Annotated in this window: 17 protein-coding genes; 9 read left to right on the plus strand and 8 right to left on the minus strand. The window is 73.6% G+C overall.

Translation table 11 applies throughout. From position 1 onward, the window contains the following. Window positions 1–328 precede the first annotated feature (328 nt). A complete protein-coding gene (gene ppdK, locus ACIP5W_RS09855) occupies window positions 329–3076 on the minus strand; it encodes a pyruvate, phosphate dikinase (RefSeq protein WP_401469427.1) in 2748 nt (915 codons plus the stop codon). A 498-nt stretch (window positions 3077–3574) separates the two neighbouring features. Further along, a complete protein-coding gene (locus ACIP5W_RS09860) occupies window positions 3575–4795 on the minus strand; it encodes an ROK family protein (protein WP_401469430.1) in 1221 nt (406 codons plus the stop codon). Window positions 4796–4928: 133 nt separating this feature from the next. On the opposite strand from ACIP5W_RS09860, the gene ACIP5W_RS09865 reads away from it, so the two are divergent. The 3 genes from ACIP5W_RS09865 (at window position 4929) to ACIP5W_RS09875 (ending at window position 10265) form a co-directional block, all read left to right on the plus strand. After that, window positions 4929–6380 carry an MGH1-like glycoside hydrolase domain-containing protein gene (locus ACIP5W_RS09865; protein ID WP_401469433.1) on the plus strand — a complete coding sequence of 484 codons (1452 nt, stop codon included), beginning with the start codon at window positions 4929–4931 and terminating at the stop codon, window positions 6378–6380. Next, the gene (locus ACIP5W_RS09870; RefSeq protein ID WP_401469436.1) at window positions 6377–8314 is read left to right on the plus strand and encodes a glycogen debranching N-terminal domain-containing protein; all 1938 of its coding nucleotides are present in this window, start codon (window positions 6377–6379) and stop codon (window positions 8312–8314) included. Before ACIP5W_RS09865 ends, ACIP5W_RS09870 begins: the two co-directional genes overlap by 4 nt. A 154-nt stretch (window positions 8315–8468) precedes the next feature. Next, window positions 8469–10265 (plus strand): CDP-alcohol phosphatidyltransferase, encoded by a 1797-nt coding sequence (locus ACIP5W_RS09875; RefSeq protein WP_401469439.1) that lies wholly within the window; start codon window positions 8469–8471, stop codon window positions 10263–10265. Window positions 10266–10279: 14 nt separating this feature from the next. Here ACIP5W_RS09875 and dusB read toward each other — a convergent pair whose 3' ends face one another. Further along, window positions 10280–11422 (minus strand): tRNA dihydrouridine synthase DusB, encoded by a 1143-nt coding sequence (gene dusB / locus ACIP5W_RS09880; RefSeq protein WP_401469442.1) that lies wholly within the window; start codon window positions 11420–11422, stop codon window positions 10280–10282. Between the two features lie 81 nt (window positions 11423–11503). Here dusB and ACIP5W_RS09885 point away from each other — a divergent pair, with 81 nt between their 5' ends. Continuing rightward, the gene (locus tag ACIP5W_RS09885; RefSeq protein WP_401469445.1) at window positions 11504–12949 is read left to right on the plus strand and encodes an MFS transporter; all 1446 of its coding nucleotides are present in this window, start codon (window positions 11504–11506) and stop codon (window positions 12947–12949) included. Window positions 12950–13628: 679 nt separating this feature from the next. On the opposite strand, the gene ACIP5W_RS09890 is transcribed toward ACIP5W_RS09885, so the two are convergent. Together ACIP5W_RS09890 and ACIP5W_RS09895 are read right to left on the minus strand one after the other, a co-directional pair. Then, on the minus strand, window positions 13629–18065 hold the full coding sequence (locus ACIP5W_RS09890; protein ID WP_401469448.1) for an HAD-IC family P-type ATPase: 4437 nt from the start codon (window positions 18063–18065) through the stop codon (window positions 13629–13631). Further along, window positions 18065–18544, minus strand: coding sequence for a hypothetical protein (locus ACIP5W_RS09895; protein ID WP_401469451.1), 480 nt, complete (start codon window positions 18542–18544; stop codon window positions 18065–18067). Before ACIP5W_RS09895 ends, ACIP5W_RS09890 begins: the two co-directional genes overlap by 1 nt. Window positions 18545–18789: 245 nt before the next feature. On the opposite strand from ACIP5W_RS09895, the gene ACIP5W_RS09900 reads away from it, so the two are divergent. After that, the gene (locus tag ACIP5W_RS09900) at window positions 18790–18996 is read left to right on the plus strand and encodes a hypothetical protein (protein WP_401469454.1); all 207 of its coding nucleotides are present in this window, start codon (window positions 18790–18792) and stop codon (window positions 18994–18996) included. A gap of 119 nt (window positions 18997–19115) precedes the next feature. Here ACIP5W_RS09900 and ACIP5W_RS09905 read toward each other — a convergent pair whose 3' ends face one another. Then, window positions 19116–20498: a glycine--tRNA ligase gene (locus ACIP5W_RS09905; RefSeq protein ID WP_363088155.1), complete on the minus strand. Its 1383-nt coding sequence runs from the start codon at window positions 20496–20498 to the stop codon at window positions 19116–19118. Between the two features lie 217 nt (window positions 20499–20715). Between ACIP5W_RS09905 and ACIP5W_RS09910 the strand changes: the two genes are divergently transcribed. Genes ACIP5W_RS09910 through ACIP5W_RS09925 form a run of 4 tightly spaced genes read left to right on the plus strand, consistent with a single transcriptional unit; the run spans window position 20716 to window position 23862 of the window. After that, the gene (locus ACIP5W_RS09910; RefSeq protein WP_401469458.1) at window positions 20716–21696 is read left to right on the plus strand and encodes a metal ABC transporter solute-binding protein, Zn/Mn family; all 981 of its coding nucleotides are present in this window, start codon (window positions 20716–20718) and stop codon (window positions 21694–21696) included. Further along, window positions 21693–22490, plus strand: a complete 798-nt coding sequence (locus ACIP5W_RS09915; protein ID WP_401469461.1) for a metal ABC transporter ATP-binding protein — start codon at window positions 21693–21695, stop codon at window positions 22488–22490. The genes ACIP5W_RS09910 and ACIP5W_RS09915 overlap by 4 nt, the downstream gene beginning before the upstream one ends. Next, window positions 22490–23392 carry a metal ABC transporter permease gene (locus ACIP5W_RS09920; RefSeq protein WP_401469464.1) on the plus strand — a complete coding sequence of 301 codons (903 nt, stop codon included), beginning with the start codon at window positions 22490–22492 and terminating at the stop codon, window positions 23390–23392. Before ACIP5W_RS09915 ends, ACIP5W_RS09920 begins: the two co-directional genes overlap by 1 nt. 59 nt (window positions 23393–23451) lie before the next feature. Continuing rightward, window positions 23452–23862, plus strand: a complete 411-nt coding sequence (locus ACIP5W_RS09925; RefSeq protein ID WP_366057640.1) for a transcriptional repressor — start codon at window positions 23452–23454, stop codon at window positions 23860–23862. Window positions 23863–23945: 83 nt separating this feature from the next. Here the strand turns inward: ACIP5W_RS09925 and ACIP5W_RS09930 are convergent, their stop codons facing one another. Then, a complete protein-coding gene (locus tag ACIP5W_RS09930) occupies window positions 23946–24800 on the minus strand; it encodes an isoprenyl transferase (protein ID WP_401469468.1) in 855 nt (284 codons plus the stop codon). Between the two features lie 35 nt (window positions 24801–24835). Continuing rightward, complete coding sequence (recO, locus tag ACIP5W_RS09935; protein WP_401469471.1) at window positions 24836–25582, minus strand: DNA repair protein RecO; 747 nt, start codon at window positions 25580–25582, stop codon at window positions 24836–24838. Between the last annotated feature and the right edge of the window lie 195 nt (window positions 25583–25777).

Consider the following 25777-nt stretch of genomic DNA (forward strand, 5'->3'; position numbering starts at 1 on the left):
TCAGGGGACGCCGATCAGGGCGGGGCCCTTCTGGTGACGGCTCGTGATGGGATCCGACCGGGTGTGGAGGGCACGACGAGGGCACTACGGCGTCACGCGGGCTCAACGGCAACCAACGCCGGCGAACGGCTTTTTGCCTGCTCAGCGCCGTAGCCTGACGTTCTCCGCAACTGATGCGCGAAAGGGCGGCATCCCCGCACAGGATGCCGCCCTCTCCCGGTGCGCCGGAGCCGCCGCGATCGGTGCTGAGGGTCGGGGACCGCAGCGGCTCCGGGTGTGGGGAGGGGTGGGGGACGGACCGTCAGGGGACCGTCCCCCACCCCCCGGCTCAGCGGTGGTCGCTGCCCTCCGACTGGGTCGCCGCCCGGCCCGCCTCGAGGCGGGCGACCGGGATGCGGAAGGGGGAGCAGGACACGTAGTCGAGGCCGACCTCGTGGAAGAAGTGCACGGACTCCGGGTCGCCGCCGTGTTCGCCGCAGACGCCGAGCTTCAGGTCGGGGCGGGTCGCGCGGCCGGCCTCGGCGGCGGCCTTCACGAGGGAGCCGACGCCGTCCTTGTCGATGGTCTCGAAGGGGGAGACCCCGAAGATGCCCTTCTCCAGGTAGGCGGTGAAGAAGGAGGCCTCGACGTCGTCGCGGCTGAAGCCCCACACGGTCTGGGTGAGGTCGTTCGTGCCGAAGGAGAAGAACTCCGCCGCCTCCGCGATCTGACCGGCGGTCAGCGCGGCGCGCGGCAGCTCGATCATCGTGCCGATCGACAGCTTCAGCGACACCCCCGTCGCCGCCTCGACCTCGGCGACGACCCGGTCGGCCTCCTCGCGGACGATCTCCAGCTCCTGGACGGTGCCGACGAGCGGGATCATGATCTCGGCGCGCGGGTCGCCCTTGGCGTTCTTGCGCTCGGCCGCGGCCTCGGCGATGGCGCGGACCTGCATGGTGAACAGGCCGGGGATGACCAGGCCGAGGCGTACGCCGCGCAGGCCCAGCATCGGGTTCTGCTCGTGGAGGCGGTGGACCGCCTGGAGCAGGCGCAGCTCGTTCTCGTGGGGCTCCTGGCGGGACTCCGCCAGCGCCACGCGCACCGACAGCTCGGTGATGTCGGGCAGGAACTCGTGCAGCGGCGGGTCGAGGAGGCGGATGGTGACGGGCAGGCCGTCCATCGCCGAGAACAGCTCCACGAAGTCCTTCTTCTGGAGCGGCAGGAGCGCCTTCAGCGAGTCCTCGCGCTCGGCCTCCGTGTCCGCCAGGATCAGGCGCTCGACCAGCTCACGGCGGTCGCCGAGGAACATGTGCTCGGTGCGGCACAGGCCGATGCCCTGGGCGCCGAAGCGGCGGGCGCGCAGCGCGTCCTCGGCGTTGTCGGCGTTGGCGCGGACCCGCAGGCGGCGCTTGCGGTCGGCGAACGCCATGATCCGGTGCACGGCCTCGACGAGCTCGTCGGCGTCGTTGGCGCCCGCGTGCATGCGGCCCTCGAAGTACTCCACGACGGGGGACGGGACCACCGGGACCTCGCCCAGGTAGACCTTCCCGGACGAGCCGTCGATCGAGATCAGGTCGCCCTCCTCGACGACGTGCCCGCCGGGCACCGTCATCCGGCGGCGCTTGGTGTCGACCTCCAGCTCCTCCGCGCCGCAGACACAGGTCTTGCCCATGCCGCGGGCGACGACCGCCGCGTGCGAGGTCTTGCCGCCGCGCGAGGTGAGGATGCCCTCCGCCGCGATCATGCCGTCGAGGTCGTCGGGGTTGGTCTCGCGGCGGACGAGGATGACCTTCTCGCCCGAGCGGGACCACTTGACGGCCGTGTAGGAGTCGAAGACCGCCTTGCCGACCGCGGCGCCCGGGGAGGCGGCGATGCCGCGGCCGACCTGCGCGGCCTTGGCGTGCTCGTCGAAGCGGGGGAACATCAGCTGGGCGAGCTGGGCGCCGTTGACCCGCTGGAGGGCCTCGGTCTCGTCGATGAGGCCCTGGTCGACGAGCTGGGTGGCGATGCGGAAGGCCGCGCCGGCCGTGCGCTTGCCGACCCGGGTCTGGAGCATCCACAGCTGACCGCGCTCGATGGTGAACTCGATGTCGCAGAGGTCCTTGTAGTGGTTCTCCAGCGTCTGCATGATCTGCATCAGCTGGTCGTACGACTTCTTGTCGATGGTCTCCAGCTCCGCGAGCGGGACCGTGTTGCGGATGCCGGCGACGACGTCCTCGCCCTGGGCGTTCTGAAGGTAGTCGCCGTAGACGCCCTGGTGGCCGGAGGCGGGGTCGCGGGTGAAGGCGACGCCGGTGCCGGAGTCGGGGCCGAGGTTGCCGAAGACCATCGAGCAGACGTTGACGGCGGTGCCCAGGTCGTGCGGGATGCGCTCCTGGCGGCGGTAGAGCTTGGCGCGGTCGGTGTTCCAGGAGTCGAAGACGGCGTGGATGGCGAGGTCCATCTGCTCGCGCGGGTCCTGCGGGAAGTCCCGGCCGGCCTCGGTCTTGACGATCTTCTTGAACCTGGTGACGAGCTTCTTGAGGTCGGCGGCCTCCAGCTCGGTGTCGACCGTGACCTTCTTGGCCGCCTTGGCGGCCTCCAGCGCCTCCTCGAAGAGGTCGCCGTCGACGCCGAGGACGGTCTTGCCGAACATCTGGATGAGGCGCCGGTAGGAGTCCCAGGCGAAGCGGTCGTCGCCGGCCTGCGCGGCCAGGCCCTGGACCGACTTGTCGGAGAGGCCGATGTTGAGGACGGTGTCCATCATGCCGGGCATCGAGAACTTGGCGCCGGAGCGGACGGAGACGAGCAGGGGGTTGTCGGCCTGGCCGAGCTTCTTGCCCATCCTCTCTTCCAGGGCGTCGAGGTGCGCACTCACCTCGTCACGCAGTGCCGCCGGTTCCTCGCCGCTGTCGAGGTAGACCTTGCAGGCCTCGGTGGTGATGGTGAACCCGGGCGGCACCGGCAGGCCGAGGTTGGTCATCTCGGCGAGGTTGGCGCCCTTGCCCCCGAGGAGGTCCTTGAGGTTCTTGTTGCCCTCGGTGAAGTCGTAAACGAACTTCACGGCCTCAACGTTCGTGGCCGTTCCGGCTACCGGGAGATCTTTGTTTTCCGACACGGGTCTCGACTCCTCGAGGACGCGGTGGCTGCCCTGACGGCGAGGAACATACCCAGATCGAAGGCACCTGGGTACGTCCACTTGTGCGTCATACGCCTGTAACCAGTCGTCCGCCACAGGATCGAAAGTCAAAGCTTGGCAAGCGCGGAGCAGCCGGTGTTTTCACTTCTTGAACGCATCCACCTCCGTACATCCCCTTTGGCGCTCACATGAGCGCTTGCCGCCACGTCTGATTTCGATCGATGAACGATCAAGGGGTGGCACTGAGTGCCACCCCTTGAGGAAGTGCAAACGAGCGCACGCCGCTCATCTGAGCACTGCCGGTATCAAAGGTGGCGAGAATCACGCTTCCACAGGCCGTCGGATTTCACCATCCGGACGCTCCCGCGGACCCGCCCCGAAACGGAAACGCGCTCGTCACAAGCCCGCCGCCCGGCACCGGCCGCGGTCATCCGCCCGGCGTCCGCTCCCGTTCACCCGCCCGGGGTCCGCCCCCGTTCACACGCCCAGTGCCAGCAGCCGCTCCTCCACCCGCGCGGGCGCGTACAGGTGCTCCACCACCAGCGCGCCGGCCCCCACCAGGCCCGCCCGCTCCCCCAGCCGTGAGGTCACGACCTCCAGCCGGGCCGTGGAGCGGGGCAGCGCCCGCTGGTACAGCAGCTCGCGCACGCCGGTGACGAAGGGGGTGCCGGCGAGGTCACCGGCGATCATCAGCACGCCCGGGTTGAGCAGTGTCACGACGGTCGCCAGTACGTCGCCGACCTGGCGCCCCGCCTCGCGGGCCAGCGCGGCCGCGCCCGGGTGCCCGGCGGCGAGCAGGTCCCGCACGTCCGAGCCGGAGGCCGCGGGCACCCCTGTCCCGGCCAGCCTGCGGGCCACCGCGCCGCCGCTGGCGACGGCCGCGAGACAGCCGTGGGAGCCGCAGCGGCACAGCGCCTCGGAGCCCACCCGGATGTGCCCGATGTCGCCGGCGCCGCCGTCGACGCCCCGGAAGATCTCGCCGCCCACCACGACCCCGGCGCCGATCCCGGTGGACACCTTGACCAGCACGAACGCCGAGCAGTCGGGGTAGGCGGTGCGCTGCTCGCCGTAGGCCATGAGGTTGGCGTCGTTGTCGACGAGGACGGGCACGGGTGCGGTGCCCGTGCGTTCCGTGAACGCCCTGGCGAGCCGGCCGCGGATGTCGTAGCCGTCCCAGCCGGGCATGATCGGCGGCTGGACCACCAGGCCGGTCCCGCTGTCGACCGGGCCGGGCACCGCGAGGCCGATGCCGCACGCCTCGTCCGCGCGGCGGCCCGCCTTCTCCAGCAGTTCCGCGAACCAGCCGCCCAGCTCGCCGAGCACGGTGTCCGGGCCGTCCTCGACGGCCAGCGTGCCCGAGTGCTCGGCGAGGACCTCGCCGGTCAGGGACAGCACGGCCGCACGCGCGTGCCGGGTGTCGAGGTCGGCGGCGAGGACGACGGCGTGCGCGTCGTCGAACTCGAGCGTGATGGAGGGGCGGCCGCCCAGCGGGGAGTCGACGGGGCCGCCCGCGCCCTCGCGCAGCCAGCCCGCGCGGAAGAGACGGTCCAGGCGTTGTCCGACCGTGGCCCGGGAGAGTCCGGTGACCTGCTGGAGGGCACCGCGTGTGGTGGCCCGGCCGGTGCGTACCAGCGCGAGCAGATCTCCGGCGCCGGCCTGACCGCCGCCCCTGCCCGTCCGTCCGGGCTGTCCGGTCATGCGCACCCCCTTGTGTTTCCCAATCCTGCATTACATATTGAGTTCTGCGTGTTAAATAGACGTAACCCTGCGGTGGCCACTGCCGAACCGGTCGACGGTGGCCTCCTCGTCGTCGTTCTTCGGGGAGCCCCGAGTGGATCGCACTGCCCAGCTCGTCGCCCGTCCCGCGGAGTACCCCTCCGTATACGATCCGACCGCTTCGGCCGGGTCGCCGCACCTCAGGGCCGTGGAGGTGCTCGACGGCAACTGGACGGGAACCTCGACGGTGCCCTCGCGCGGCCTGTACCCGCACCAGTGGTCCTGGGACTCGGCGTTCGTCGCGATCGGGCTGCGGCACGTCTCCCCGCGCCGGGCGCAGACCGAGCTGGAGACGCTGCTGGACGCCCAGTGGGGCGACGGGCGCGTCCCGCACATCGTCTTCAACCCCTCCGTACCGCTCGACGCGTACTTCCCGAGCCCCGACTTCTGGCGCTCCTCGACCGCGGGGCGCGCTGCGGGCGCCCCGCGCACCGTACAGACCTCCGGCATCGTGCAGCCACCGGTGCACGCGCTGGCGGCCTGGCTGGTGCACCGCGCCGACCCCGGGCTGTCACGGGCGCGCGGCTTCCTCGCCCGGGTGTATCCCCGGCTGGCCGCCTGGCACCGCTACCTGCTGCACCGGCGGGACCTGGGCGGCGGCGGTCTGGCAGCGGTCGTGCACCCCTGGGAGCAGGGGATGGACAACGCCCCCTCCTGGGACGCGCCGCTCGCCCGGATCACCCCGGCCCCGGCCCGCTCCTTCCGGCGCGCCGACCTCACCCACGGGGCGCCGGAGGACCGGCCGACGGACCTGGACTACGGGCGGTACGTGCGGCTGGCGGCGGACTACCGGGACGGGGGGTACCGGGACGGGCCGGGCGGGGGAAGGGGGGCCGGCACGGCCGCCTTCGCCGTCGAGGACCCCGCGTTCAACGCCCTGCTCATCGCCTCCGAGCACGCGCTGGCCCGGATCGCGCAGGAGCTGGGGGCCGCCGGCACCGCCCGGCACGCGCGCGCGGAGCGGCTGACGGCGGCGCTGGTCGACCGGCTGTGGGACCCCGCCGAGGGGCTGTTCCTCTGCCGGGACCTGCGCGGCGGCGGCCTGATCCGGGAGCGCGGGGTCGCCGGCCTGGTCCCGCTGCTGCTGCCCGCCCTGCCCCGCGAGATCGTCTCCGCCCTGGTCCGCACCCTGCGCGGCCCGCACTTCGGGGTGGGCGTCACCACCCGTCTCGCCCCCAGCCACGACCTGCTCGGCGAGGCCTTCGACCCGCACCGCTACTGGCGGGGGCCGGCCTGGTTCAACACGAGCTGGCTCGTCGAGCGGGGTCTGCGGCTGCACGGCGAGCGGGCGGACGCGGACGCGCTGCGCGAGGCCGTGCTGGACCTCGCGGACTCCTCGGACTTCGCCGAGTACGTCGACCCGTACACCGGCGAGGCCTGCGGGGCGACCGGCTTCAGCTGGACCGCCGCGCTCATGCTCGACCTGCTGCACGACACGGAAGGCGTGCCGTGCGGCACGGACATCGTCAGGGACGACAGCTCGTTCAAGGGAGGGGACCGGGGATGACGGACCGGCATCATCTGCTCGTGTACGGCGGGACGTTCGCCGCCGTCGGTGACCGCGGGGACATCAGCGGCGTGCGCGGCGCCGGATCCCCCGACGGCTTGTTCGTCAGGGACGCGCGCCACCTCAGCCGCTGGCAGCTCACCGTGGACGGGGCGGTGCCCGAGGTGCTCGTGCCCGTCGCGGACGGGGACGCGGCGCGCTGTGTGCTCGTGCCGCGCGGCGGCCGCACGGAGCCGCCGTCGTGCACGGTCTTCCGCGAACAGGCGGTGGGCGACGGCTCGTTCGTCGAATCGCTGCGGGTGGTCGGCAACCGTCCGACGCCGCTGACGGTCCGGCTGGCGCTCACCGTCGACGCCGACTTCACCGACCAGTTCGAACTCCGCTCCGACCACCGCACCTACGCCAAGACCGGCGTGGTCCGCCGCCGCCGGATCCTCGACGACGGGGTCGAGTTCAGCTACCGGCGCGGCGAGTGGCGGTCCCTGACGACGGTGACCGCCGACCCCGCGCCGGACGGCGTCGAGGAGACCGGCACCGGCGCCCGCCGCCTGGTCTGGACCCTGGAACTGGAGCCGCACGGCTCCGCCGAACTGACGCTGCGGGTGATGGCCCGCCCGCACGGCGAGAAGCGGGCCCTGCGCGTCCCCAGCTCCCCCGCCGCGCTGACCGCGAAGCTGCTCGCGCAGGAGGGCGAGTTCGTGCAGGGCGTGGCCTTCCCCACCGGCTGGCCCGAGCTGGCGGCCGCCTGCGCACGGGGCCTCGCCGACCTGGCCTCGCTCCAGGTCCCCGCGACCGGGCCGGACGGGGAGGAACTGCGCGTCCCGGCCGCCGGCGCCCCCTGGTTCCTGACCCTACTGGGCCGCGACGCCCTGCTCACCTCGCTGTTCGCGCTGCCCTACCGGCCCGCCCCGGCCGCCGCCACGCTCCTCGCGCTGGCCGCGGCCCAGGCCACCGAGACCGGCCCGGAGTCGGTCGCCCAGCCCGGCAAGATCGTCCACGAGGTGCGGCACGGCGAACTCGCCCACTTCCAGCAGGTCCCCTACGGCCGCTACTACGGCTCGGTGGACGCCACCCCGCTCTTCCTCGTCCTGCTCGGCGCCTACGTCGAACAGACCGGCGACACGGCCCTCGCCCGCCGGCTGGAGCCGCACGCCCGCGCGGCCGTCGGCTGGATGCTCGACCACGGCGGCCTCACCTCGCGCGGCTACCTGGTCTACCGCGCCGACCGGGGCGGCCTCGCCAACCAGAACTGGAAGGACTCCCCCGGCGCCATCTGCTCGGCCGACGGCAGCCGCCCCTCGGGCCCGGTGACGGCGGCCGGCGCCCAGGGCTACGCGTACGACGCGCTGCGCCGGACCGCGTCCGTGGCGCGCGCGGCATGGCAGGACGAGACCTACGCGGCGCTGCTCGAACAGGCCGCCGCCGATCTGCGCGACCGCTTCCAGCGGGACTTCTGGATGCGCGAGCGCTCCTTCCCGGCGCTCGCGCTGGACGGCGAGGGCCGCCAGGTCGACGCACTCGCCTCGGACGCCGGCCACCTGCTGTGGTCGGGGCTGCTGGACAAGGAGTACGGTGAACTGGTCGGCCGGCGGCTCCTGGAACCCGACTTCTTCTCCGGCTGGGGCGTCCGCACGCTGGCGGCCGGGCAGCCGGCGTACCACCCGCTGTCGTACCACCGCGGTTCGGTGTGGCCGCACGACAACGCGCTGATCGCCCTGGGGCTGGCCCGCTACGGTCTGCACGACGAGGCCCGCACCGTCGCGCACGGGCTGGTCGACGCGGCCACCGCGACCGGCCACCGCCTGCCCGAGGTGCTCGCGGGCTACGGCCGCGACACCCACGCGGAACCGGTGCCGTACCCGCACGCGTGCGTGCGGGAATCCCGCTCGGCGGCCGCCCCGCTGGCCCTGCTCACGGCGGTGGGCGGAGCGTAGCGTCGCACTTGGCCGGGCGTTTGCCCGGTGTTTGCCGACCGCTCGCCGGGACCGGTGAACGCCGGGCTCGGGCACGCCGTACGAAACGGTGGCGGATCCGGTCCCCCCACCGGATCCGCCGATCCGCCCGGCTCCGTACGGAAGGAACCCTCGGGTGCCTGTCTTCACACGGTCTCGTGACCTGCCCGACTCCCGCGACGGCTCGCCCGACGGCGCCGAGGCGGCCGTGGAGCCCGAGGCGCCGGAGAGCGGGACCGCGCCGCCGCGCACCCTCGCCTCCCGCATCGCCCACGGGTGGGCCTGGCGGAGCCGCCATCCGCGGGCGGCGCGCGTGCTGTGGTGGACGACGACCGTGCTGGCCCTCGTGCTGGTGCTCGGGGCGATGGTGCTGCCGAACCAGCTGGGCCTCCTGCGGGCCGACCGGCTCCTGCGGCTGCCCGGCGAGGCGGTCGTCTCGGCGGCCGTGCTGCTGGCGCTGCCCCGCCGCCCCCGGGTGGTGGCCGCGGCGGCGCTCGGGGTCGGCCTCGCGGCACTGACCGTGGTCAACGTCCTGGACATGGCGTACTCCGAGTACCTGGGCCGCGGCTTCAACCTGGTCCTGGACTGGGGCCTGCTGGACGACGCGCAGTCCTACGTCGCGGACTCGATGGGCGGGGCGACGGCCCTCGGGGCCGCGATCGGTCTGCTCCTGCTGATCGCCCTGCTGTTCGTCGTGATGGCGCTGGCGGCGGTGCGGCTGAGCGAGGTGCTGGCGCGCAACGTCCCCGCGGCGACCCGCGGCACGCTGATCGCCGGCACGGTCTGGATCACCTGCTCCGTCCTCTCGGTCCAGTACGCCGGACTGCCGCTGGCCTTCAACCGCGCGGTGAGCGCCGTCACCGTCAAGGCCAGGGACGTGCGGCAGACCCTCGAGGACGAGGCCGCGTTCGCGAAGGAGGCCCGCGCGGACGCCTTCGGCGACACCCCGCCCGACCAGCTCGTGCCCGACCTGCGCGGCAAGGACGTGATCTTCACCTTCATCGAGAGCTACGGCCGCAGCGCGATCGAGGACCCGATCATGTCCCCCGGCGTCGACCGGACGCTCACCGCGAGCACCGCCGCGCTGGCGAAGGCCGGCTACCGCGCCAAGAGCGGCTGGCTGACCTCGGCGACCTTCGGCGGCAGCAGCTGGCTCGGCCACTCCAGCACGCTGTCCGGGCTGTGGATCGACAACCAGCAGCGCTACCGCACGGTCATGAACAGCGACCGCCTCAGCCTGCCGAAGATCTTCCAGAAGACCGGGGCCTGGGACACCGTGGGCGTGATGCCCGGAATCCAGAAGGCGTGGCCCGAGCAGAAGCACTACGGCCTCGACAAGGTCTACAACGCCTTCCAGATGGGCTACCAGGGCCCGAAGTTCAGCTGGTCGACGATGCCCGACCAGTACGCGCTGGAGGCGTTCCAGCGGCTGGAGCACGGCAGGGAACGCGACAGGCCGCTGATGTCGGAGATCATCCTGACCTCCAGTCACCAGCCGTGGGCCCCGCTCCCGGAGATGGTCGGCTGGGACGAGGTGGGCGACGGCTCGGTCTTCGACGGCATCCAGCGGGCCGGCGAGAAGGCGTCCGACGTCATCGCCGACTCGACCAGGTCCCGCGAGGCGTACGGCAGGTCGATCGAGTACTCGGTGACCGCCCTCACCCAGTGGCTGGAGCGCTACGGCACCGAGGACACCGTCCTGGTCTTCCTCGGCGACCACCAGCCCATCACCCGGGTCAGCGGCGAGAACGCCAGCCGTGACGTGCCGGTCTCGATCGTCGCCAAGGACCCGGCGGTCCTCGACAAGATCGCGGCCTGGAAGTGGACCGACGGCCTCAGGCCGGCCCCCGACGCCCCGGTCTGGAAGATGAACCTCTTCCGGGACCGCTTCCTGACGGCGTACGGGTCGACCCCGCATCCGACGAAGGGCTGACCGGGCCGGGGGCCTCAGCCGCCGGAGGTGTCCAGTTCCGCTTCCTCGCCGACGCCCGCGCAGTCGTAGGGGTCCTTCAGCCAGCCGTCCGGGAGGACGACCCTGTTGTTGCCGGAGGTGCGCCCGCGGGGGCCGTCGGCGCCGGCGGGCCAGGGCTGGTCGAGGTCCAGTTCGTCGAGTCCGGCGCGGAGTTCCGCCAGGGAGGAGGTGACCGCCAGACGCCTCCTCATCTCGGAGCCGACGGCGAAGCCCTTGAGGTACCAGGCGACGTGCTTGCGGAAGTCGACGACACCCTTGGTCTCGTCGCCGATCCACTCGCCGAGGAGGGCGGCGTGCCGGACCATGATGTCGGCGACCTCGCGCAGGGAGGGCCGCGCGATGTCCTGGGGACGGCCCTCGAAGGCGGCGACCAGGTCCGCGAACAGCCACGGCCGGCCCAGGCAGCCGCGGCCGACGACCACTCCGTCGCACCCCGTCTCGCGCACCATCCGCAGCGCGTCACCGGCCGACCAGATGTCGCCGTTGCCGAGGACGGGGATCTCCGGGACGTGCTCCTTCAGGCGGGCGATCGCCTCCCAGTCGGCGGTGCCGCCGTAGTGCTGGGCGGCGGTACGGCCGTGCAGCGCGACGGCGGTGACGCCCTCCTCGACGGCGATGCGGCCGGCGTCGAGGTAGGTGATGTGGTCGTCGTCGATGCCCTTGCGCATCTTCATGGTGACGGGGAGGTCCCCGGCGCCGCCGACGGCCTCGCGGAGGATGGCGCGGAGCAGGTTGCGCTTGTAGGGGAGGGCGGAGCCGCCGCCCTTGCGGGTGACCTTCGGGACCGGGCAGCCGAAGTTCAGGTCGATGTGGTCGGCCAGGCCCTCGTCGGCGATCATGCGGACGGCCTTGCCGACGGTCGCCGGGTCCACGCCGTACAGCTGGATCGAGCGCGGCTTCTCGCTCGCGTCGAAGTGGATCAGCTGCATGGTCTTCTCGTTGCGCTCGACCAGCGCCCGGGTCGTGATCATCTCGCTCACGAACAGGCCCTTCCCTCCGCTGAACTCCCTGCACAGGGTGCGGAAGGGCGCGTTGGTGATACCGGCCATGGGAGCGAGGACGACCGGCGGCTGGACGGTGTGCGGGCCGATCTGCAGGGGGGAAACGGGCGTGGACATCCGCCCATTGTCGCCCATCCGCGACCCTCATGTAGCGGTCATTAGTTAGCCGCACTATCGAAACCGGCGTACCATGACCGCATGCCCGAGCTGAGCCAGCGACGACGTCTGCTCGTCCTCGCGATCTGCTGCATGAGCCTGCTGATCGTGAGCCTCGACAACACGATCCTCAACGTCGCCCTCCCCGCGATGGAACGCGACCTGCACGCCGGCACCTCCGGCCTCCAGTGGACGATCGACGCCTACACCCTCGTCCTCGCGTCCCTGCTGATGCTCGCCGGGTCCACCGCCGACCGGATCGGCCGCAGAAAGGTCTTCGTCGCGGGACTCGTCGTGTTCTCGCTCGGCTCCCTGCTCTGCTCCCTCGCCCCCGACCTCGAACTGCTGGTCGCGGCCCGCATGGTGCAGGCGGTCGGCGGCTCGATGCTCAACCCGGTCGCCATGTCGATCATCACCAACACGTTCACGGACCCGCGCGAGCGCGCCCGCGCCATCGGCGCGTGGGGTGGGGTCGTCGGCATCTCCATGGCCGCCGGACCCCTGATCGGCGGCCTGCTGGTGGAGTCCGTCGGCTGGCGCTCCATCTTCTGGGTCAACCTGCCGGTCGGCCTCGCCGCCCTCCTGCTGACCCTGCGGTACGTCCCCGAGTCCCGCGCCCCGAAGGCCCGCCGCCCCGACCCGGTCGGCCAGCTCCTGGTCATCGTCCTCTTCGGCTGCCTGACGTACGCGATCATCGAGGCGCCCGAGGCCGGGCTCGGCACCAGCCTGCCCTTCGCCGCGGTCGCCCTCGCCGCCCTGCTCGGCCTCCTGCGCTACGAGCCCCGCCGCGACGAACCCCTCATCGACCTGCGGTTCTTCCGGTCGGCGCCGTTCAGCGGGGCGACCGTGATCGCGATCAGCGCCTTCGCGGCGCTCGGCGGGTTCCTGTTCCTGTCCACGCTGTACCTGCAGAACGTCCGCGGCCTCGACGCCCTCCACGCCGGTCTGTGGATGCTGCCGATGGCCCTCCCGACCTTCCTGTGCGCCCCCCTGTCCGGGCGGCTCGTCGGCAGCCGGGGGCCGCGGGTGCCCCTGCTGATCGCCGGCCTCGCGATGACCGCGAGCGGCGTGCTGTTCGCCGCGTTCGACGCGGAGACCTCCGACACCACGCTGTTCCTCGGATACGTGCTGTTCGGCATCGGCTTCGGCTTCGTGAACGCCCCCATCACCAACACCGCGGTCTCGGGGATGCCCCGCGCCCAGGCCGGGGTCGCCGCCGCCGTCGCCTCCACCAGCCGGCAGCTCGGCCAGACCCTCGGGGTCGCGGTGGTCGGGGCGGTGCTCGCGACGGGCATCGGGGCGTCGGCGTACCGCGAGACGTTCGTGGCGGCGGCGGTGCCGGGATGGTGGGTGCTCACCGCGTGCGGGGCGCTGGTGCTGGTGGTGGGCCTGATGAGCAGCGGGGTGTGGGCACGGGGGACCGCTGAGCGGGCGGCTGAACGGCTGGCCTCCCCCGAGGTCCGCGAGCATGCGAGGGTGAGCGCGTAGCGCCCTGCGGGCGGGCTCCCGGACGGGGGCGGGCAGCGCCCCCGCGACCGCGCTCCCGGGGGCGCGGGCAGTGTTGCGGCCGGGCTTCCGGACGGCGGGCGCACAGCGCCCTGCGGCCGGGCCCCCGAGCGGCGGGCCCATGGCGTCCGGCCGCCGGGCCCCCGGGTGACAGGCGCACAGCGCCCAGCGGCCGGGTTCTCCGGACGGCAGACACACAGCGCCCGGCGGACAGGCCTCCGGACGGCAGGCCCATGGCGCCCGGCCGCCGGGCCCCCGAGTGACAGGCGCACAGCACCCAGCGGCCGGGTTCTCCGGACGGCAGACACACAGCGCCCGGCGGACAGGCCTCCGGACGGCAGGCCCATGGCCTCCGGCCGCCGGGCCCCCGAGTGACAGGCGCACAGCACCCAGCGGCCGGGTTCTCCGGACGGCAGACACACAGCGCCCGGCGGACAGGCCTCCGGACGGCAGGCCCATGGCCTCCGGCCGCCGGGCCCCCGGGTGACAGGCGCACAGCGCCCAGCGGCCGGCTCGGAGTCGGCGGGCGCGGATCGCCCCGGACCGGGCGCGTCGTCCCGGGCCGGACGCGCAGTCCCCCGGACGCGTCCTCCCCGACCGGGCGTGCCCGCGCCGCGGGGCCGTGGGGCGGCACCGCGCCGCAGTCCTCGGAGAACCGCGCTCAGGCCAGTCGTGAGGCCAGGTCGGGCCGGCGCCTCAGCAGGAGCTCCTCCACCCCCGGCAGTGCCTTCTGGCCCGCCAGGGCCAGCGCCATCGCCGCCAGGACTCCCGTCCAGGCCAGCGGGCCCAGTGGCGTGCAGCCGAAGAACTGACTGGCGCCCGGAGTCTCCACCAGCGCGAACAGGACGGCCGCCGAGCCGAGGGACGTGAGGCGGACCAGGGAGCTGCCCCGGCGGTCGGCCAGCGTCTGGGCCAGTTGCGTGCCCACCACCGCGCACAGGGCCATCGTGGTCGAGCGCCGGGTCGTGCCCGGGGTGAAGCGGCCGATGAGCCAGGCGACGGTGGCGCCCAGGCAGGTGGTGAGGGCCCGGTGGCGGATCTGCCGGATGAGGGGGGCGCCGAGGAGGGCCGTGCCCAGGGGCGCGCCGGTCTCCGGGGCGCCGGCCTCCTCCTCGGTGGTCACCGCCACCGCCATCGCCGGGAACAGGTCCGTGAACAGGTTGACCAGCAGCATCTGGCGGGTGGACAGGGGCGCGGAGCCCGACAGCAGGGTGCCGAGGACGCCGAAGCCGACCTCGCCCGCGTTGCCGCCGATGAGGATGGCGATGGCGTCGGCCACGCTGTGCCAGAGCGAACGGCCTTCCTGGACGGCCTCGATGAGGACCGAGAGGTCGTCGCCGGTGACGACGAGGTCGGCGGCGTTGCGGGCGGCGGCCGAACCGCGGGCGCTGATGCCGACGCCGATGTCGGCGGCGCGGATCGCGGCGGCGTCGTTGGCGCCGTCGCCGACCATCCCGACGACCCGGCCGGCGTCCCTGAGGGCCTCGACGACCTGGAGCTTCTGCTCGGGCGCGACCCGGGCGACGACGTCGGCGTCGCGGAGCATCCGGGAGCGCACGGAGCGGTCGGCGGCGGCGAGTTCGTCGCCGGTGACCACGTTCGCGTCGTCCGGCCAGCCGAGCCCGACGGCGATGGCGTGAGCGGTCCGCGGATGGTCGCCGGTCAGCACGACGGGCCGTACGCCCGCCTCGCGCAGCCCGTGGACCAGGGCCGGCGAGGTCTCGCGCGGCACGTCGGCGAGGGCCACGAGTCCGGTGAACTCCAGCCCCTCCAGAGGTGCTTCGAGGACGTCCGCCGCCTTCTCGCCTTCCGCCAGGGGGCGTTGGGCCACCGCGAGCACCCGCAGGCCGTCGGCGGCGAGGGCCTGGGACCGGTCGTGCAGGTGGGAGGGCAGGCCGGCGCAGGTGGGCAGGACGGTCTCCGGGGCGCCCTTGACGACCAGTACGGGCGGGCCTTCGGCGGCCTGCCCGACCGCGGCCGCGTAGCCCCGGGCGGCCTCGAAGGGCAGCCCCTCGCTCTGCCGCCAGCCGGGGTCCGGCCCGGCGGCGTCCAGGACGGCCTCGTCGGTGGCGTGCGCCGGGCGGTGCGGGTCGCCGTCGAGGCGGGGGCAGGCCCGGGCCGCGGCGCGCAGGGGGCCGGCGGCGGCCGGGTCGTCGAGGGGGTGGACCGTGCCGTCCGGACCGGCCACCCGGACCAGGCGCAGCCGGTTCTCGGTGAGGGTGCCGGTCTTGTCGAAGCAGACGGTGTCCATCCGGCCCAGCGCCTCCAGCGTGCGCGGGGTGCGGACGAGCAGGCCGCGGCGGCTGAGCCGGCGGGCGGCGGCGAGCTGCGCGACCGTGGCGACCAGGGGCAGCCCCTCGGGTACGGCGGCCACGGCGACGGCGACCCCGCCGCTCACGGCCCGGCGGACCGGGGTGCCCCGCAGCAGCGCCAGGCCGGTCACCGCGGCGCCGCCCGCCAGGGTCAACGGCATGGCCTTGCGGGTGAGTTCCTGGAGGCGGGCCTGCACTCCGGCGGCCGGCGGGACGCGCGCGGCGAGGGAGACGGCGCGGGCGGCCTCGGTGCGGTCGCCGGTGTCGACGACGAGGGCCCGGGCGCGCCCCGCGACCACGGTCGTCCCCTCGAAGACCATGCACCGCCGTTCCGCGACGGGGGCCCTCGGGGTGGGGTCCACGGCCTTGTCGACCGGCAGGGACTCGCCGGTCAGCGCCGACTCGTCGACCTCCAGCCCGTCCTCCTGCAGCAGCCGGGCGTCGGCGGGCACGACGTCGTCGGCCTTGAGGTCGATGACGTGGCCGGGAGCGAGCTTGGCGGCGTCGACCACGTGCGTGGCCGTCCCGTCGTCGGCGACCCGCGCCTTCTGTTTCTGTCCCGCGAGCAGCCCGGACAGGGCGCGTTCGGCCCGCAGCCGCTGGAAGCCGCCGACCAGGGCGTTCAGGTCGAGGGCGCCGAGGACCAGCAGGGCGTCCACGACCGAGCCGAGGATCGCGGACGCGGCCGAGCCGACGGCCAGGACCGGGGTGAGCGGGTCGTCCAGTTCGCCGCGCACGGCCCGGGCGAGCTGCCCCGACCAGCGCGCCGGGGCCAGCACGGGAAGGCGTACGACCGTGCCGGCGGCCGCGCGCGCCCGGGCCGCCGCCCGTTCGGCGGGGCTCGGCCGCGGGGGCGCCTCGCGCTCCAGCCGGTCCCGTACGTCGTCCGGGTGCAGGGCGTGCCAGGCGACCCGGGGCCGGGGGTGCGGCGGGCGGGCCAGGGCGACGCCGAGGGCGGCGCGCGCTCCGGTGAGCAGGGCCACGGCGGCGCCCGCGTCGACGGGCGCGTGCCGCAGGCCCGGCAGCGGGGAACGGGGACTCCTGCGGGACCCGCCGACGGCCACGAGCAGACCGGACAGCGCGGCGCCGGACCGGGCCAGCGTCTGCGACCGGCCGCCGACGCGGCGGGCCGCCGGTACGGCGGTCAGCAGCCGCCACACGTCCGCCAGGCCGTGCGGGGCGAGGACGTCCGCGCCCCACACCACCTGGCCGTCCTCGTCGGTGAGGGCGACGGCCACGTCGCCGCGCAGGAGACCGGCGGTGACGTCCGCGTCGTCGTGGGGGCGGGGGCGGGCGACCGTGACGACACCGCCCTCGCCGCGCAGTCGGTCGACCACCTCGCCCAACGGGCGTTCCGCGCCCACGACCTGGTCGGCGAGGCCGGTGAAGTCGGCCAGTACCGGGTCGTCGACGACCACGACGCGCAGGCCGGCCCGGCGGGCGGCGTCCAGGACTGGCTCGGTCCACGGGTCGGCGCCCGCGCCGGGCCTGCGGAGCGCGCTGGGGTGCAGGACGACCGTCCGGGCCATCTCCAGCTGCCGCAGCCGGCCCGGGTCGCGCACCAGCACGCCCTCGCGGGAGAGGGCGCAGCCGAGGGCGGCGTGGAAAACGGCGGGCCCGTACCGCGCCGCCTTCGGGGAGCCGGCCAGGACCGCCTCCGCCGACTCGGCGAGGTCGTGCTTGACGAGCAGCGCCGCCACCGCGCCCAGGACGCTGCCCGCCGAGGCGTGGGCGGCGTACTCCTGGGCCGGGGAGGTGCGCAGCGGCGGCCGTACGGAGGGGGTGGCGGGGACGCTGTGCCGGTCCGGGGCGCACAGGTGGTCGTGGACGGTCTCGAAGGCGGCCGTCCGCACCATCGCCTCCGTCAGCTGGGCGGTGCGCAGCACGCCGTCCAGCACCAGCGAGGTCGGGGTGTGCCCGGCGCCGTGCACGGCCGCGTTCACGACGGCGAGAACGACCTCCATGCGGGTGTCGCCCAGGCGGGTCCGCAGCCAGGAGCGGAAGCGGGGGTTCTCGCGCAGCAGCGTGACCGCGGCGGTCACCAGCCGCGGGGACGGCGGCAGCCGCGTCGCGGACCCCGCCAGCGCGGCCGCGGCACCTGCCGCGTCGGCCGCGAGGGTCTCGGCGGCGGTCCGCACGGAGGCCGGGTCGCCGGGGTGCCCCAGCTCCTCCACGTCGTCGTCGGCGGGGACCAGCCCGTGCCGCTCCGCGAGCGCCTCCGCCCGCTCCACGACGCTGTCGCTCACGGCCTCCTCGACCGCCACCACGACCAGCCGTGCCAGCCCGCTGTCCCAGTAGGCGAGGGCGACGTCCGGATGTTCGGCGAGCGCGGCCGCCACCCGACGGGCCCGGTGTTCGAGGGAACGGGTGCGGGGGGCGGCACCGACGGGGGCCTCCGCCGGGCGGGGCGGCCCTGCGGGGAGCGGGGGCGCGGGAGCCTCGGTGTCGGGACGGGGCGGCTCGCCCGGGAGCGGGGGCACAGCGGCCTCGGCATCCGGACGGGGCGGCTCGCCGGGGGCGGCCTCCCCGGGGGCGGCCTCGCGCAGGAACAGGTGGGTGCGGGTGCCGGCGCGCCAGTGGGGGGAGGCGCCCGGGAGGGCGGCGCGGGTGACCCGGGCCAGCCGCAGTGCGGAGTCCGCGGCCCGTACTCCCGCCCTGGCCGTGCCCGCGACCGCGCCGGCGGCGGCGCCCACGGCCGGGGCCGTACCGCGCGCGAGCAGGCGCGGGCCGGCCAGGGCCAGCCCGGCGGCGGCCGCCGCGGGACGGGTGAGGATTCCCGTGGCCATCACTCGCCCTCGGCGTCCCGTGCGGCACGCGACGGCGTCGCGTGGTGCGAGGGCAGCTTGTCGGAGGGGGTCGAGGGTGCCGTCGTACGCTCCGCCGCGGCAGCCGCCGCGGAGTGCCCGGCGAGCACCTTGGGCGTGGGCGGTGCACCGGACGCGTCGCCCGCGGTGCGCCTCCCGGTCCCACCCGCGTCCGCGCCCGCCGCGTCGCCGTCCGTCCGGTGCTGCGGTCGCGGCTGGGTCAGCCAGGCCACCGCCGCTCCGGTCACCGCGACGGGCCACTCCACGACCCCGGCGACGCCGAGCACGCCGGCGCCGGTGTAGACGGCGAGCCGGCGCCCGCGCGGGGACACCGCGCCGACCTTGTCGAGCGCGCCCTCGGCGGCCCGGCCCACCAGGCCGGCGCCGGGCACCCTGCTCAGCACCGAGGCGGCCGCCCGCAGCGGCTGGGGGAGCTCCCGTGTCGGGTTCTGCTCGGTCATGGCTCTCACTCCTCGGGTGGCCCCCCTGTCCCCCGACCGCCCGAGTTCCCGCACCGCGGACGCTCACCCATGGGACGGGGCAGCCGTCCCGGCTCCTCCCGGTCGGGGTCCGCTCCGGCTCCGACGGGTCCGCGCCGACCGGACCCGGCCCGCGCGTCCCCGAGCCGGCCGACTCACCGCGCGCAATGCCCCGTTGATGTCGGACTCGGTGCACGCTCTCAGCCGGGCCGGCCTCTGGAGGCAGCATGTCGGAGATCAACACGAGCGAGGTGAGCCGCTGGGACCAGCACGGGCGCGAGCACGTCGTCCGGGTCCGGCGGGCGGGAAGCCGGCGCACGATCCGGTGCGACCCGTGCGGCTGGCGCCGGGGCGCCCAGTTCCTGCCCCGGCTGAAGGCGGAGGAGCACCTGGCGCAGGCCCATCGGGCGACGATGGGCCCCGCGGGGCCGTAGTCCCGGTCACGAGGCCCTCGATCGCGGGGACTCCCCCCGCCGCCCCGGACTCCACGGCGGCACCACGAAGCCCCCGGCTCCTGGAAGGGGAGCCGGGGGCTTCGGTCGGTGGTGGGGGCTCAGGCGCCGATCAGGCGGGCGGCCAGGTAGCCCTCGATCTGGTCGAGGGACACGCGCTCCTGCTTCATCGAGTCGCGCTCGCGCACGGTCACCGCGTTGTCCTCGAGCGTGTCGAAGTCGACGGTGACGCAGTACGGCGTACCGATCTCGTCCTGACGGCGGTAGCGGCGGCCGATCGCACCGGCGTCGTCGAAGTCGATGTTCCAGTTCTGCCGCAGCGCCTGGGCGAGGCCCTTGGCCTTGGGCGACAGCTCCGGGTTGCGCGACAGCGGGAGCACGGCGACCTTCACCGGGGCGAGGCGGTGGTCGAGGCGCAGCACGGTGCGCTTCTCCAGCTTGCCCTTGGCGTTGGGCGCCTCGTCCTCGACGTAGGCGTCGAGCAGGAACGCCAGCATCGCGCGGCCGACACCGGCCGCGGGCTCGATGACGTACGGCGTCCAGCGCTCGCCGGCCTCCTGGTCGAAGTAGGACAGGTCCTGGCCGGAGGCCTTGGCGTGGGCGCCGAGGTCGTAGTCGGTGCGGTTGGCGACGCCCTCCAGCTCGCCCCACTCGTTGCCGCCGAACTGGAAGCGGTACTCGATGTCGGCGGTGCGCTTGGAGTAGTGGGAGAGCTTCTCCTTCGGGTGCTCGTACCACCGCATGTTCTCTTCACGCAGGCCGAGACCGGTGTACCAGTTCCAGCGCTGCTCCATCCAGTACTCCTGCCACTGCTCGTCCTCGCCCGGCTTGACGAAGAACTCCATCTCCATCTGCTCGAACTCGCGCGTGCGGAAGATGAAGTTGCCGGGCGTGATCTCGTTGCGGAAGGACTTGCCCATCTGGGCGATTCCGAACGGCGGCTTGCGGCGCGAAGTGGTCTGCACCTGGGCGAAGTTGGTGAAGATGCCCTGGGCGGTCTCGGGGCGCAGGTAGGCGATGGAGCCGGTGTCCTGCGTGGGGCCGAGGTGGGTGGAGAGCAGGCCCGAGAACTGCTTGGGCTCGGTGAACTGGCCCTTGTTGCCGCAGTTCGGGCAGTTCACGTCCGCCAGGCCGTTCTCCGGCAGGCGCTTGTGCTTGGCCTCGTAGGCCTCCTCAAGGTGGTCCGCGCGGAACCGCTTGTGGCAGGAGGTGCACTCGGTGAGCGGGTCGGAGAAGGTGGCGACGTGGCCGGAGGCGACCCAGACCTCGGGGGCCAGGATGACGGACGAGTCGATGCCGACCACGTCCTCGCGCGACGTCACCATGTAGCGCCACCACTGGCGCTTCAGGTTCTCCTTGAGCTCGACACCCAGCGGTCCGTAGTCCCAGGCGGCGCGCTGGCCACCGTAGATCTCACTACAGGGGAATACGAAGCCACGGCGCTTGCTCAGGCTGACGATGGTGTCGATCTTGTCGGCGGCCACGGTGCTCTCTTCATAACGACGACGGGCGACGAAGCGAGATGCTTCCAGAGAATTGCCCCAGGGTACCGGCGGGGGCTCCCCCTCGACCAAATCGGTACCCGTCCAAGGCTTCACGGAGGACGGCGGACCCGTCGGGGAATCCTCGACGGGCCCTCGCTCCAGCCGTCACCCACGACTTTGTTGACAACGGTTTCCATATTTGTTGAAAATGACTGTCATGAACGTACGACGACACCACATATCCGGGACGGCCCTCGCGGCCGTCGCCGCCCTCGGCCTCGGCACCCTCTCCGCCTGCTCGACCGACAGCGCGGCCGCCGGCGGCACGGAGAAGTTCGATGTCGTCGCGTCGTTCTACCCGATGGCCTTCCTCGCCGAGCGGATCGGCGGCGACCACGTGAACGTCACCAGCCTGACCGAGCCCGGCCAGGAACCGCACGACCTGGAGATCAGCGCGCGGCAGCGCACCCAGCTCGAGAAGTCCGACGCGGCCCTCTTCCTCAAGGGCCTGCAACCCTCGGTCGACGAGGCCGTCACCCAGTCCGGGATCAAGACGAAGATCGACGCCACGACCCTCACCACGCTGGAGGAGCACGGCAGCGAGGTCGGCGGCCACGCCGACGGGCACGAGGACGAGCACGCCGCCGAGGACGAGCACGGGCACGAGGAGACCGGCGGCAAGGACCCCCACATCTGGCTCGACCCGGTGAAGTACGCCGAGGTCGCCGAGGGCGTCGGCAAGGCCTTCGAGAAGGCCGACCCGGACCACGCGGCCGACTACCGGAAGAACACCGCCGACCTGGTGGCCAAGCTCGGCGCACTGGACACCGAGTTCAAGAACGGCCTGGCCGCCACGAAGACCAAGGTCTTCATCACCACGCACGCCGCCTTCGGCTACCTCGCCGAGCGCTACGGCCTGACCGAGGAGGCCATCAGCGGCCTCGACCCCGAGTCGGAGCCCAGCGCCGCGCGCGTCAAGGAGCTTGAGAAGATGGCGAAGGCCGACGGCGTCACCACCGTGTTCTACGAGACGCTCGTCAGCGACAAGACCGCCAAGACCGTCGCCCGGGACGCGGACCTGAAGACGGACGTCCTCGACCCCCTCGAGGGCATCACCGACAAGTCCCGCGGGACCGACTACTTCGCGGTCCAGAGGGCGAACCTCAAGGCCCTGCAGACGGCCCTGGGAACCGCATGAGCTTCACGGAGGGCGTGATGGACACCAAGAGCGAGCCCGTCATATCGCTGCGCGGTGTCCGCGCCGAACTGGGCTCGCGCCCGGTCCTGCGCGGCATCGACCTCACCGTGCACCGCGGTGAGGTCGTCGCCCTGCTCGGCGCCAACGGCTCCGGCAAGTCGACCGCCGTGCGCAGCGTCATCGGCCAGGTGCCGCTCAGCGCCGGGCGCATCGAGCTGTTCGGCACCGACCGGCGCCGGTTCCGGGACTGGCCGCGCCTCGGCTACGTACCGCAGCGCACCACGGCCGCGGGCGGCGTCCCGGCGACCGTCACCGAGGTCGTCTCCTCCGGGCGGCTGTCCCGGGCCCGCTTCGGGGTCCTGCGCAAGGCCGACCACGAGGCCGTACGCCGCGCGCTGGACCTCGTCGGCATGGCCGACCGCGCCAAGGACTCCGTCGACGCGCTCTCCGGCGGCCAGCACCAGCGGGTGCTGATCGCCCGCGCGCTCGCCGCCGAACCCGAACTGCTGATCATGGACGAGCCGATGGCGGGCGTCGACCTGGCCAGCCAGGAGGTCCTGGCCGAGACCCTGCGCGAGCAGGTCGCCCAGGGCACCACCGTGCTGCTCGTCCTGCACGAACTGGGCCCCCTGGAGCCCCTCATCGACCGGGCCGTCGTCCTGCGCGACGGCTGCGTCACGCACGACGGGCCGCCGCCCCGGGCGCTCGGCCAGCACGCGCTGCCCGGCCACGACCACGTACACCCGCACGCTCCGGCGGGCACCGAACCGATCCGCACGGGACTGCTGAGCTGATGGACTTCCTCGACTACGCCTTCATGCAGCGGGCGCTGCTCGCCGCCGTCCTGGTCGGCATCACCGCCCCCGCCGTCGGCATCTACCTCGTCCAGCGCCGCCAGGCCCTCATGGGCGACGGCATCGGCCACGTCGCGATGACCGGCGTCGGCCTCGGCTTCCTGCTGTCGTGGTCGCCGGTCTGGATGGCCACCACCGTCTCCGTCCTCGGCGCGGTCCTCATGGAGCTGATCCGCTGGTACGGCAGGACCCGCGGCGACATCGCCCTCGCCATGCTCTTCTACGGCGGCATGGCCGGCGGCGTGATGTTCATCAACCTCGCGCCGACCGGCTCCAACGCCAACCTGACGTCGTACCTCTTCGGCTCGCTGTCGACGGTGTCGGAGTCGGACGTGACCGCGATCTGCGTCCTCGCGGCCTTCGTGGTCCTCGTCACCGTCGGACTGCGCCGGCAGCTGTTCGCGGTCAGCCAGGACGAGGAGTTCGCGCGGGTCACCGGACTGCCGGTACGCGCCCTGAACCTGCTGACGGCCGTCACCGCGGCGGTCACCGTCACCGTCGCCATGCGGGTCGTCGGCCTGCTGCTGGTGTCGGCGCTGATGGTGGTGCCGGTGGCGGCGGCCCAGCAGCTCAGCCGCAGCTTCGCGGCGACCTTCGCGATCGCCGTCGCGATCGGCGTCGGCGTGACGACCGGCGGCACGGTCACCTCGTACTACCAGGACGTCCCGCCCGGCGCGACGATCGTGCTGCTGACCATCGGCGCGTTCCTCGTGCTGACCGCCCTGGCCGCCCCGCTGGCCCGGCGCCGCGCCCGCGCGGCCGCCGCCGCGCAACCCGCCGGGGACCCGGCGGAGTGTGCGATTCCGGCCAGCCGCGCGGGCGGTGACGGAGTCGGCGTCTGACCACGCGCGGCCCGGGCTGGCACAATGGCCCGGCACAGCGCAGACGTGAGGAGGCAACGGTGACGACCGCTGGATCGCCCGTGAAGGGCCGAGCCACCCGGCAGCGCGCCGCCGTGGCGGCGGCGCTCGACGAGGTCGAGGAGTTCCGCAGCGCTCAGGAACTCCACGACATGCTCAAGCACAAGGGCGACTCCGTCGGGCTGACCACGGTCTACCGCACCCTGCAGACCCTCGCCGACGCCGGCGAGGTCGACGTGCTGCGCACCTCCGACGGCGAGTCCGTCTACCGGCGCTGCTCCACCGGCGAACACCACCACCACCTCGTCTGCCGCGCCTGCGGCAAGGCGGTCGAGGTCGAGGGACCCGCGGTCGAGAAGTGGGCGGAGGCCATCGCCGCGGAACACGGGTTCGTGAACGTGGCCCACACGGTGGAGATCTTCGGCACCTGCGCGGAGTGCTCCGCGGGCTGAGCGGGATCTTCGTGCCGGTCCGTCACGGGAGCGTCCGGGGGCTCAGCCCCCGGACCCCCTTTCCGGCCTGAACGGCCTCGTCCTCAGACACCGGACGGGCTGTCCTCCTCCTGCCGGCCCTCCATGGCCAGGAGCTCCTCGTTGGGGATCGCGCCGCCGAAGCGGCGGTCCCGGGAGGCGAACTCCAGGCAGGCCCGCCACAGGTCGCGGCGGTCGAAGTCGGGCCACAGGACGTCCTGGAAGACCATCTCCGCGTAGGCGCTCTGCCACAGCAGGTAGTTGGACGTGCGCTGCTCGCCGCTCGGGCGCAGGAACAGGTCCACGTCCGGCATGTCCGGGTAGTACATGTACTTCTGCAGGGTCTTCTCGTTGACCTTCGACGGGTCGAGACGGCCCGCCTTCACGTCCTCCGCGAGGGCCTGCGCCGCGTCGGCGATCTCCGCGCGTCCGCCGTAGTTCATGCAGAAGTACAGCGTGAGACGGTCGTTGTCCTTCGTCTGCTCCTGCGCGATCTGGAGCTCCTTGGCGACCGACTTCCACAGCTTGGGCATCCGGCCCACCCAGCGCACCCGGATGCCCAGCTCGTCGAGCTGGTCGCGGGTCCTGCGGATGAAGTCGCGGTTGAAGTTCATCAGGAAGCGCACCTCGTCGGGCGAGCGCTTCCAGTTCTCGGTGGAGAAGGCGTACAGGGAGATGTTGCGCACACCGATCTCGACGCCGCCCTGGAGGACGTCCAGCACCCGCTCGGCGCCCACCTTGTGGCCCTCGGTGCGGGGCAGGCCACGCTCCTTCGCCCAGCGGCCGTTGCCGTCCATGACGATCGCCACGTGCTCGGGGACCAGCTCGCCGGGGAGCTTCGGCGCGCGGGCGCCGGACGGGTGCGGCTCCGGCGCCTTGTACTCCCGACGCTGCCGCCCCAGGAACCCGCGTACGACCATGTGCTTCTCGTCTCCTCTTGCGTTTCGGCTTGCTTCTACTTCTCGACGTACCGCAGGGAGCGCAGACCGCGCTCCAGGTGCCAGTGCAGGTACGCGGACACCAGCCCGCTGCCCTCCCGGACGTACCGTGCCTCGCAGGCGTCCGCGGTCTCCCAGTCTCCCGTGAGCAGCGCCGCCAGCAGCGCCAGTGCCTGCGGCGAGGGTACGACGCTGCCGGGCACCCGGCAGTCGACGCAGACGGAGCCGCCGGAGGCGACGGAGAAGAACCGGTTGGGGCCGGGCATGCCGCACTTCGCGCAGTCGCCGAAGCTGGGCGCGTAGCCGTTGACGGCGAGGGAGCGCAGCAGGAAGGCGTCCAGGACGAGGTGCGGGGCGTGCTCGCCGCGGGCGAGGGTGCGCAGGGCGCCGACGAGCAGCAGGTACTGCTGCACGGCCGGTTCGCCCTCGTGGTCGGTGAACCGCTCGGCGGTCTCCAGCATGGCCGTGCCGGCGGTGTAGCGGGCGTAGTCGGTGACGATGCCCCCGCCGTACGGCGCGATGGTCTCGCTCTGCGTGCAGAGCGGCAGCCCGCGCCCGATCAGCTCACTGCCCCGCGCGAAGAACTGCACGTCCACGTGCGAGAACGGCTCCAGCCGGGCCCCGAACTTCGACTTGGTCCGCCGCACCCCACGGGCGACGGCCCGCACCCGGCCGTGGCCGCGGGTCAGCAGGGTGATGATCCGGTCCGCCTCACCCAGCCTCTGGGTGCGCAGCACGATGCCGTCGTCCCTGAAGAGACTCACCGCACACCACCCCAGAACGGCCGGGGGCGTGGGGGTCGCCCCCCACAGCAGCACAGCATGATCCGGTCCGCCTCGCCCAGCCTCTGGGTGCGCAGCACAATGCCGTCGTCCCTGAAGAGACTCACCGCACACCACCCCAGAACGGCCGGGGGCGTGGGGGTCGCCCCCCACAGCAGCACAGCATGATCCGGTCCG

The sequence above is a fragment of the Streptomyces sp. NPDC088766 genome, assembly GCF_044750845.1.
In the GTDB taxonomy this organism is placed as follows: Bacteria; Actinomycetota; Actinomycetes; order Streptomycetales; family Streptomycetaceae; genus Streptomyces.

Excerpts from the sequence above, each read along its gene's own strand:
- ACIP5W_RS09920 (WP_401469464.1), top strand. The coding sequence starts at position 22,490 with ATGGACTTCCTCGACTACGCCTTCATGCAGCGGGCGCTGCTCGCCGCC.
- ACIP5W_RS09900 (WP_401469454.1), top strand. The coding sequence starts at position 18,790 with ATGTCGGAGATCAACACGAGCGAGGTGAGCCGCTGGGACCAGCACGGG.
- ACIP5W_RS09915 (WP_401469461.1), top strand. The coding sequence starts at position 21,693 with ATGAGCTTCACGGAGGGCGTGATGGACACCAAGAGCGAGCCCGTCATA.
- ACIP5W_RS09910 (WP_401469458.1), top strand. The coding sequence starts at position 20,716 with ATGAACGTACGACGACACCACATATCCGGGACGGCCCTCGCGGCCGTC.
- ACIP5W_RS09885 (WP_401469445.1), top strand. The coding sequence starts at position 11,504 with ATGCCCGAGCTGAGCCAGCGACGACGTCTGCTCGTCCTCGCGATCTGC.
- ACIP5W_RS09930 (WP_401469468.1), bottom strand. The coding sequence starts at position 24,800 with ATGGTCGTACGCGGGTTCCTGGGGCGGCAGCGTCGGGAGTACAAGGCG.
- ACIP5W_RS09895 (WP_401469451.1), bottom strand. The coding sequence starts at position 18,544 with ATGACCGAGCAGAACCCGACACGGGAGCTCCCCCAGCCGCTGCGGGCG.
- ACIP5W_RS09870 (WP_401469436.1), top strand. The coding sequence starts at position 6,377 with ATGACGGACCGGCATCATCTGCTCGTGTACGGCGGGACGTTCGCCGCC.
- dusB (WP_401469442.1), bottom strand. The coding sequence starts at position 11,422 with ATGTCCACGCCCGTTTCCCCCCTGCAGATCGGCCCGCACACCGTCCAG.
- ACIP5W_RS09860 (WP_401469430.1), bottom strand. The coding sequence starts at position 4,795 with ATGACCGGACAGCCCGGACGGACGGGCAGGGGCGGCGGTCAGGCCGGC.
- ACIP5W_RS09890 (WP_401469448.1), bottom strand. The coding sequence starts at position 18,065 with ATGGCCACGGGAATCCTCACCCGTCCCGCGGCGGCCGCCGCCGGGCTG.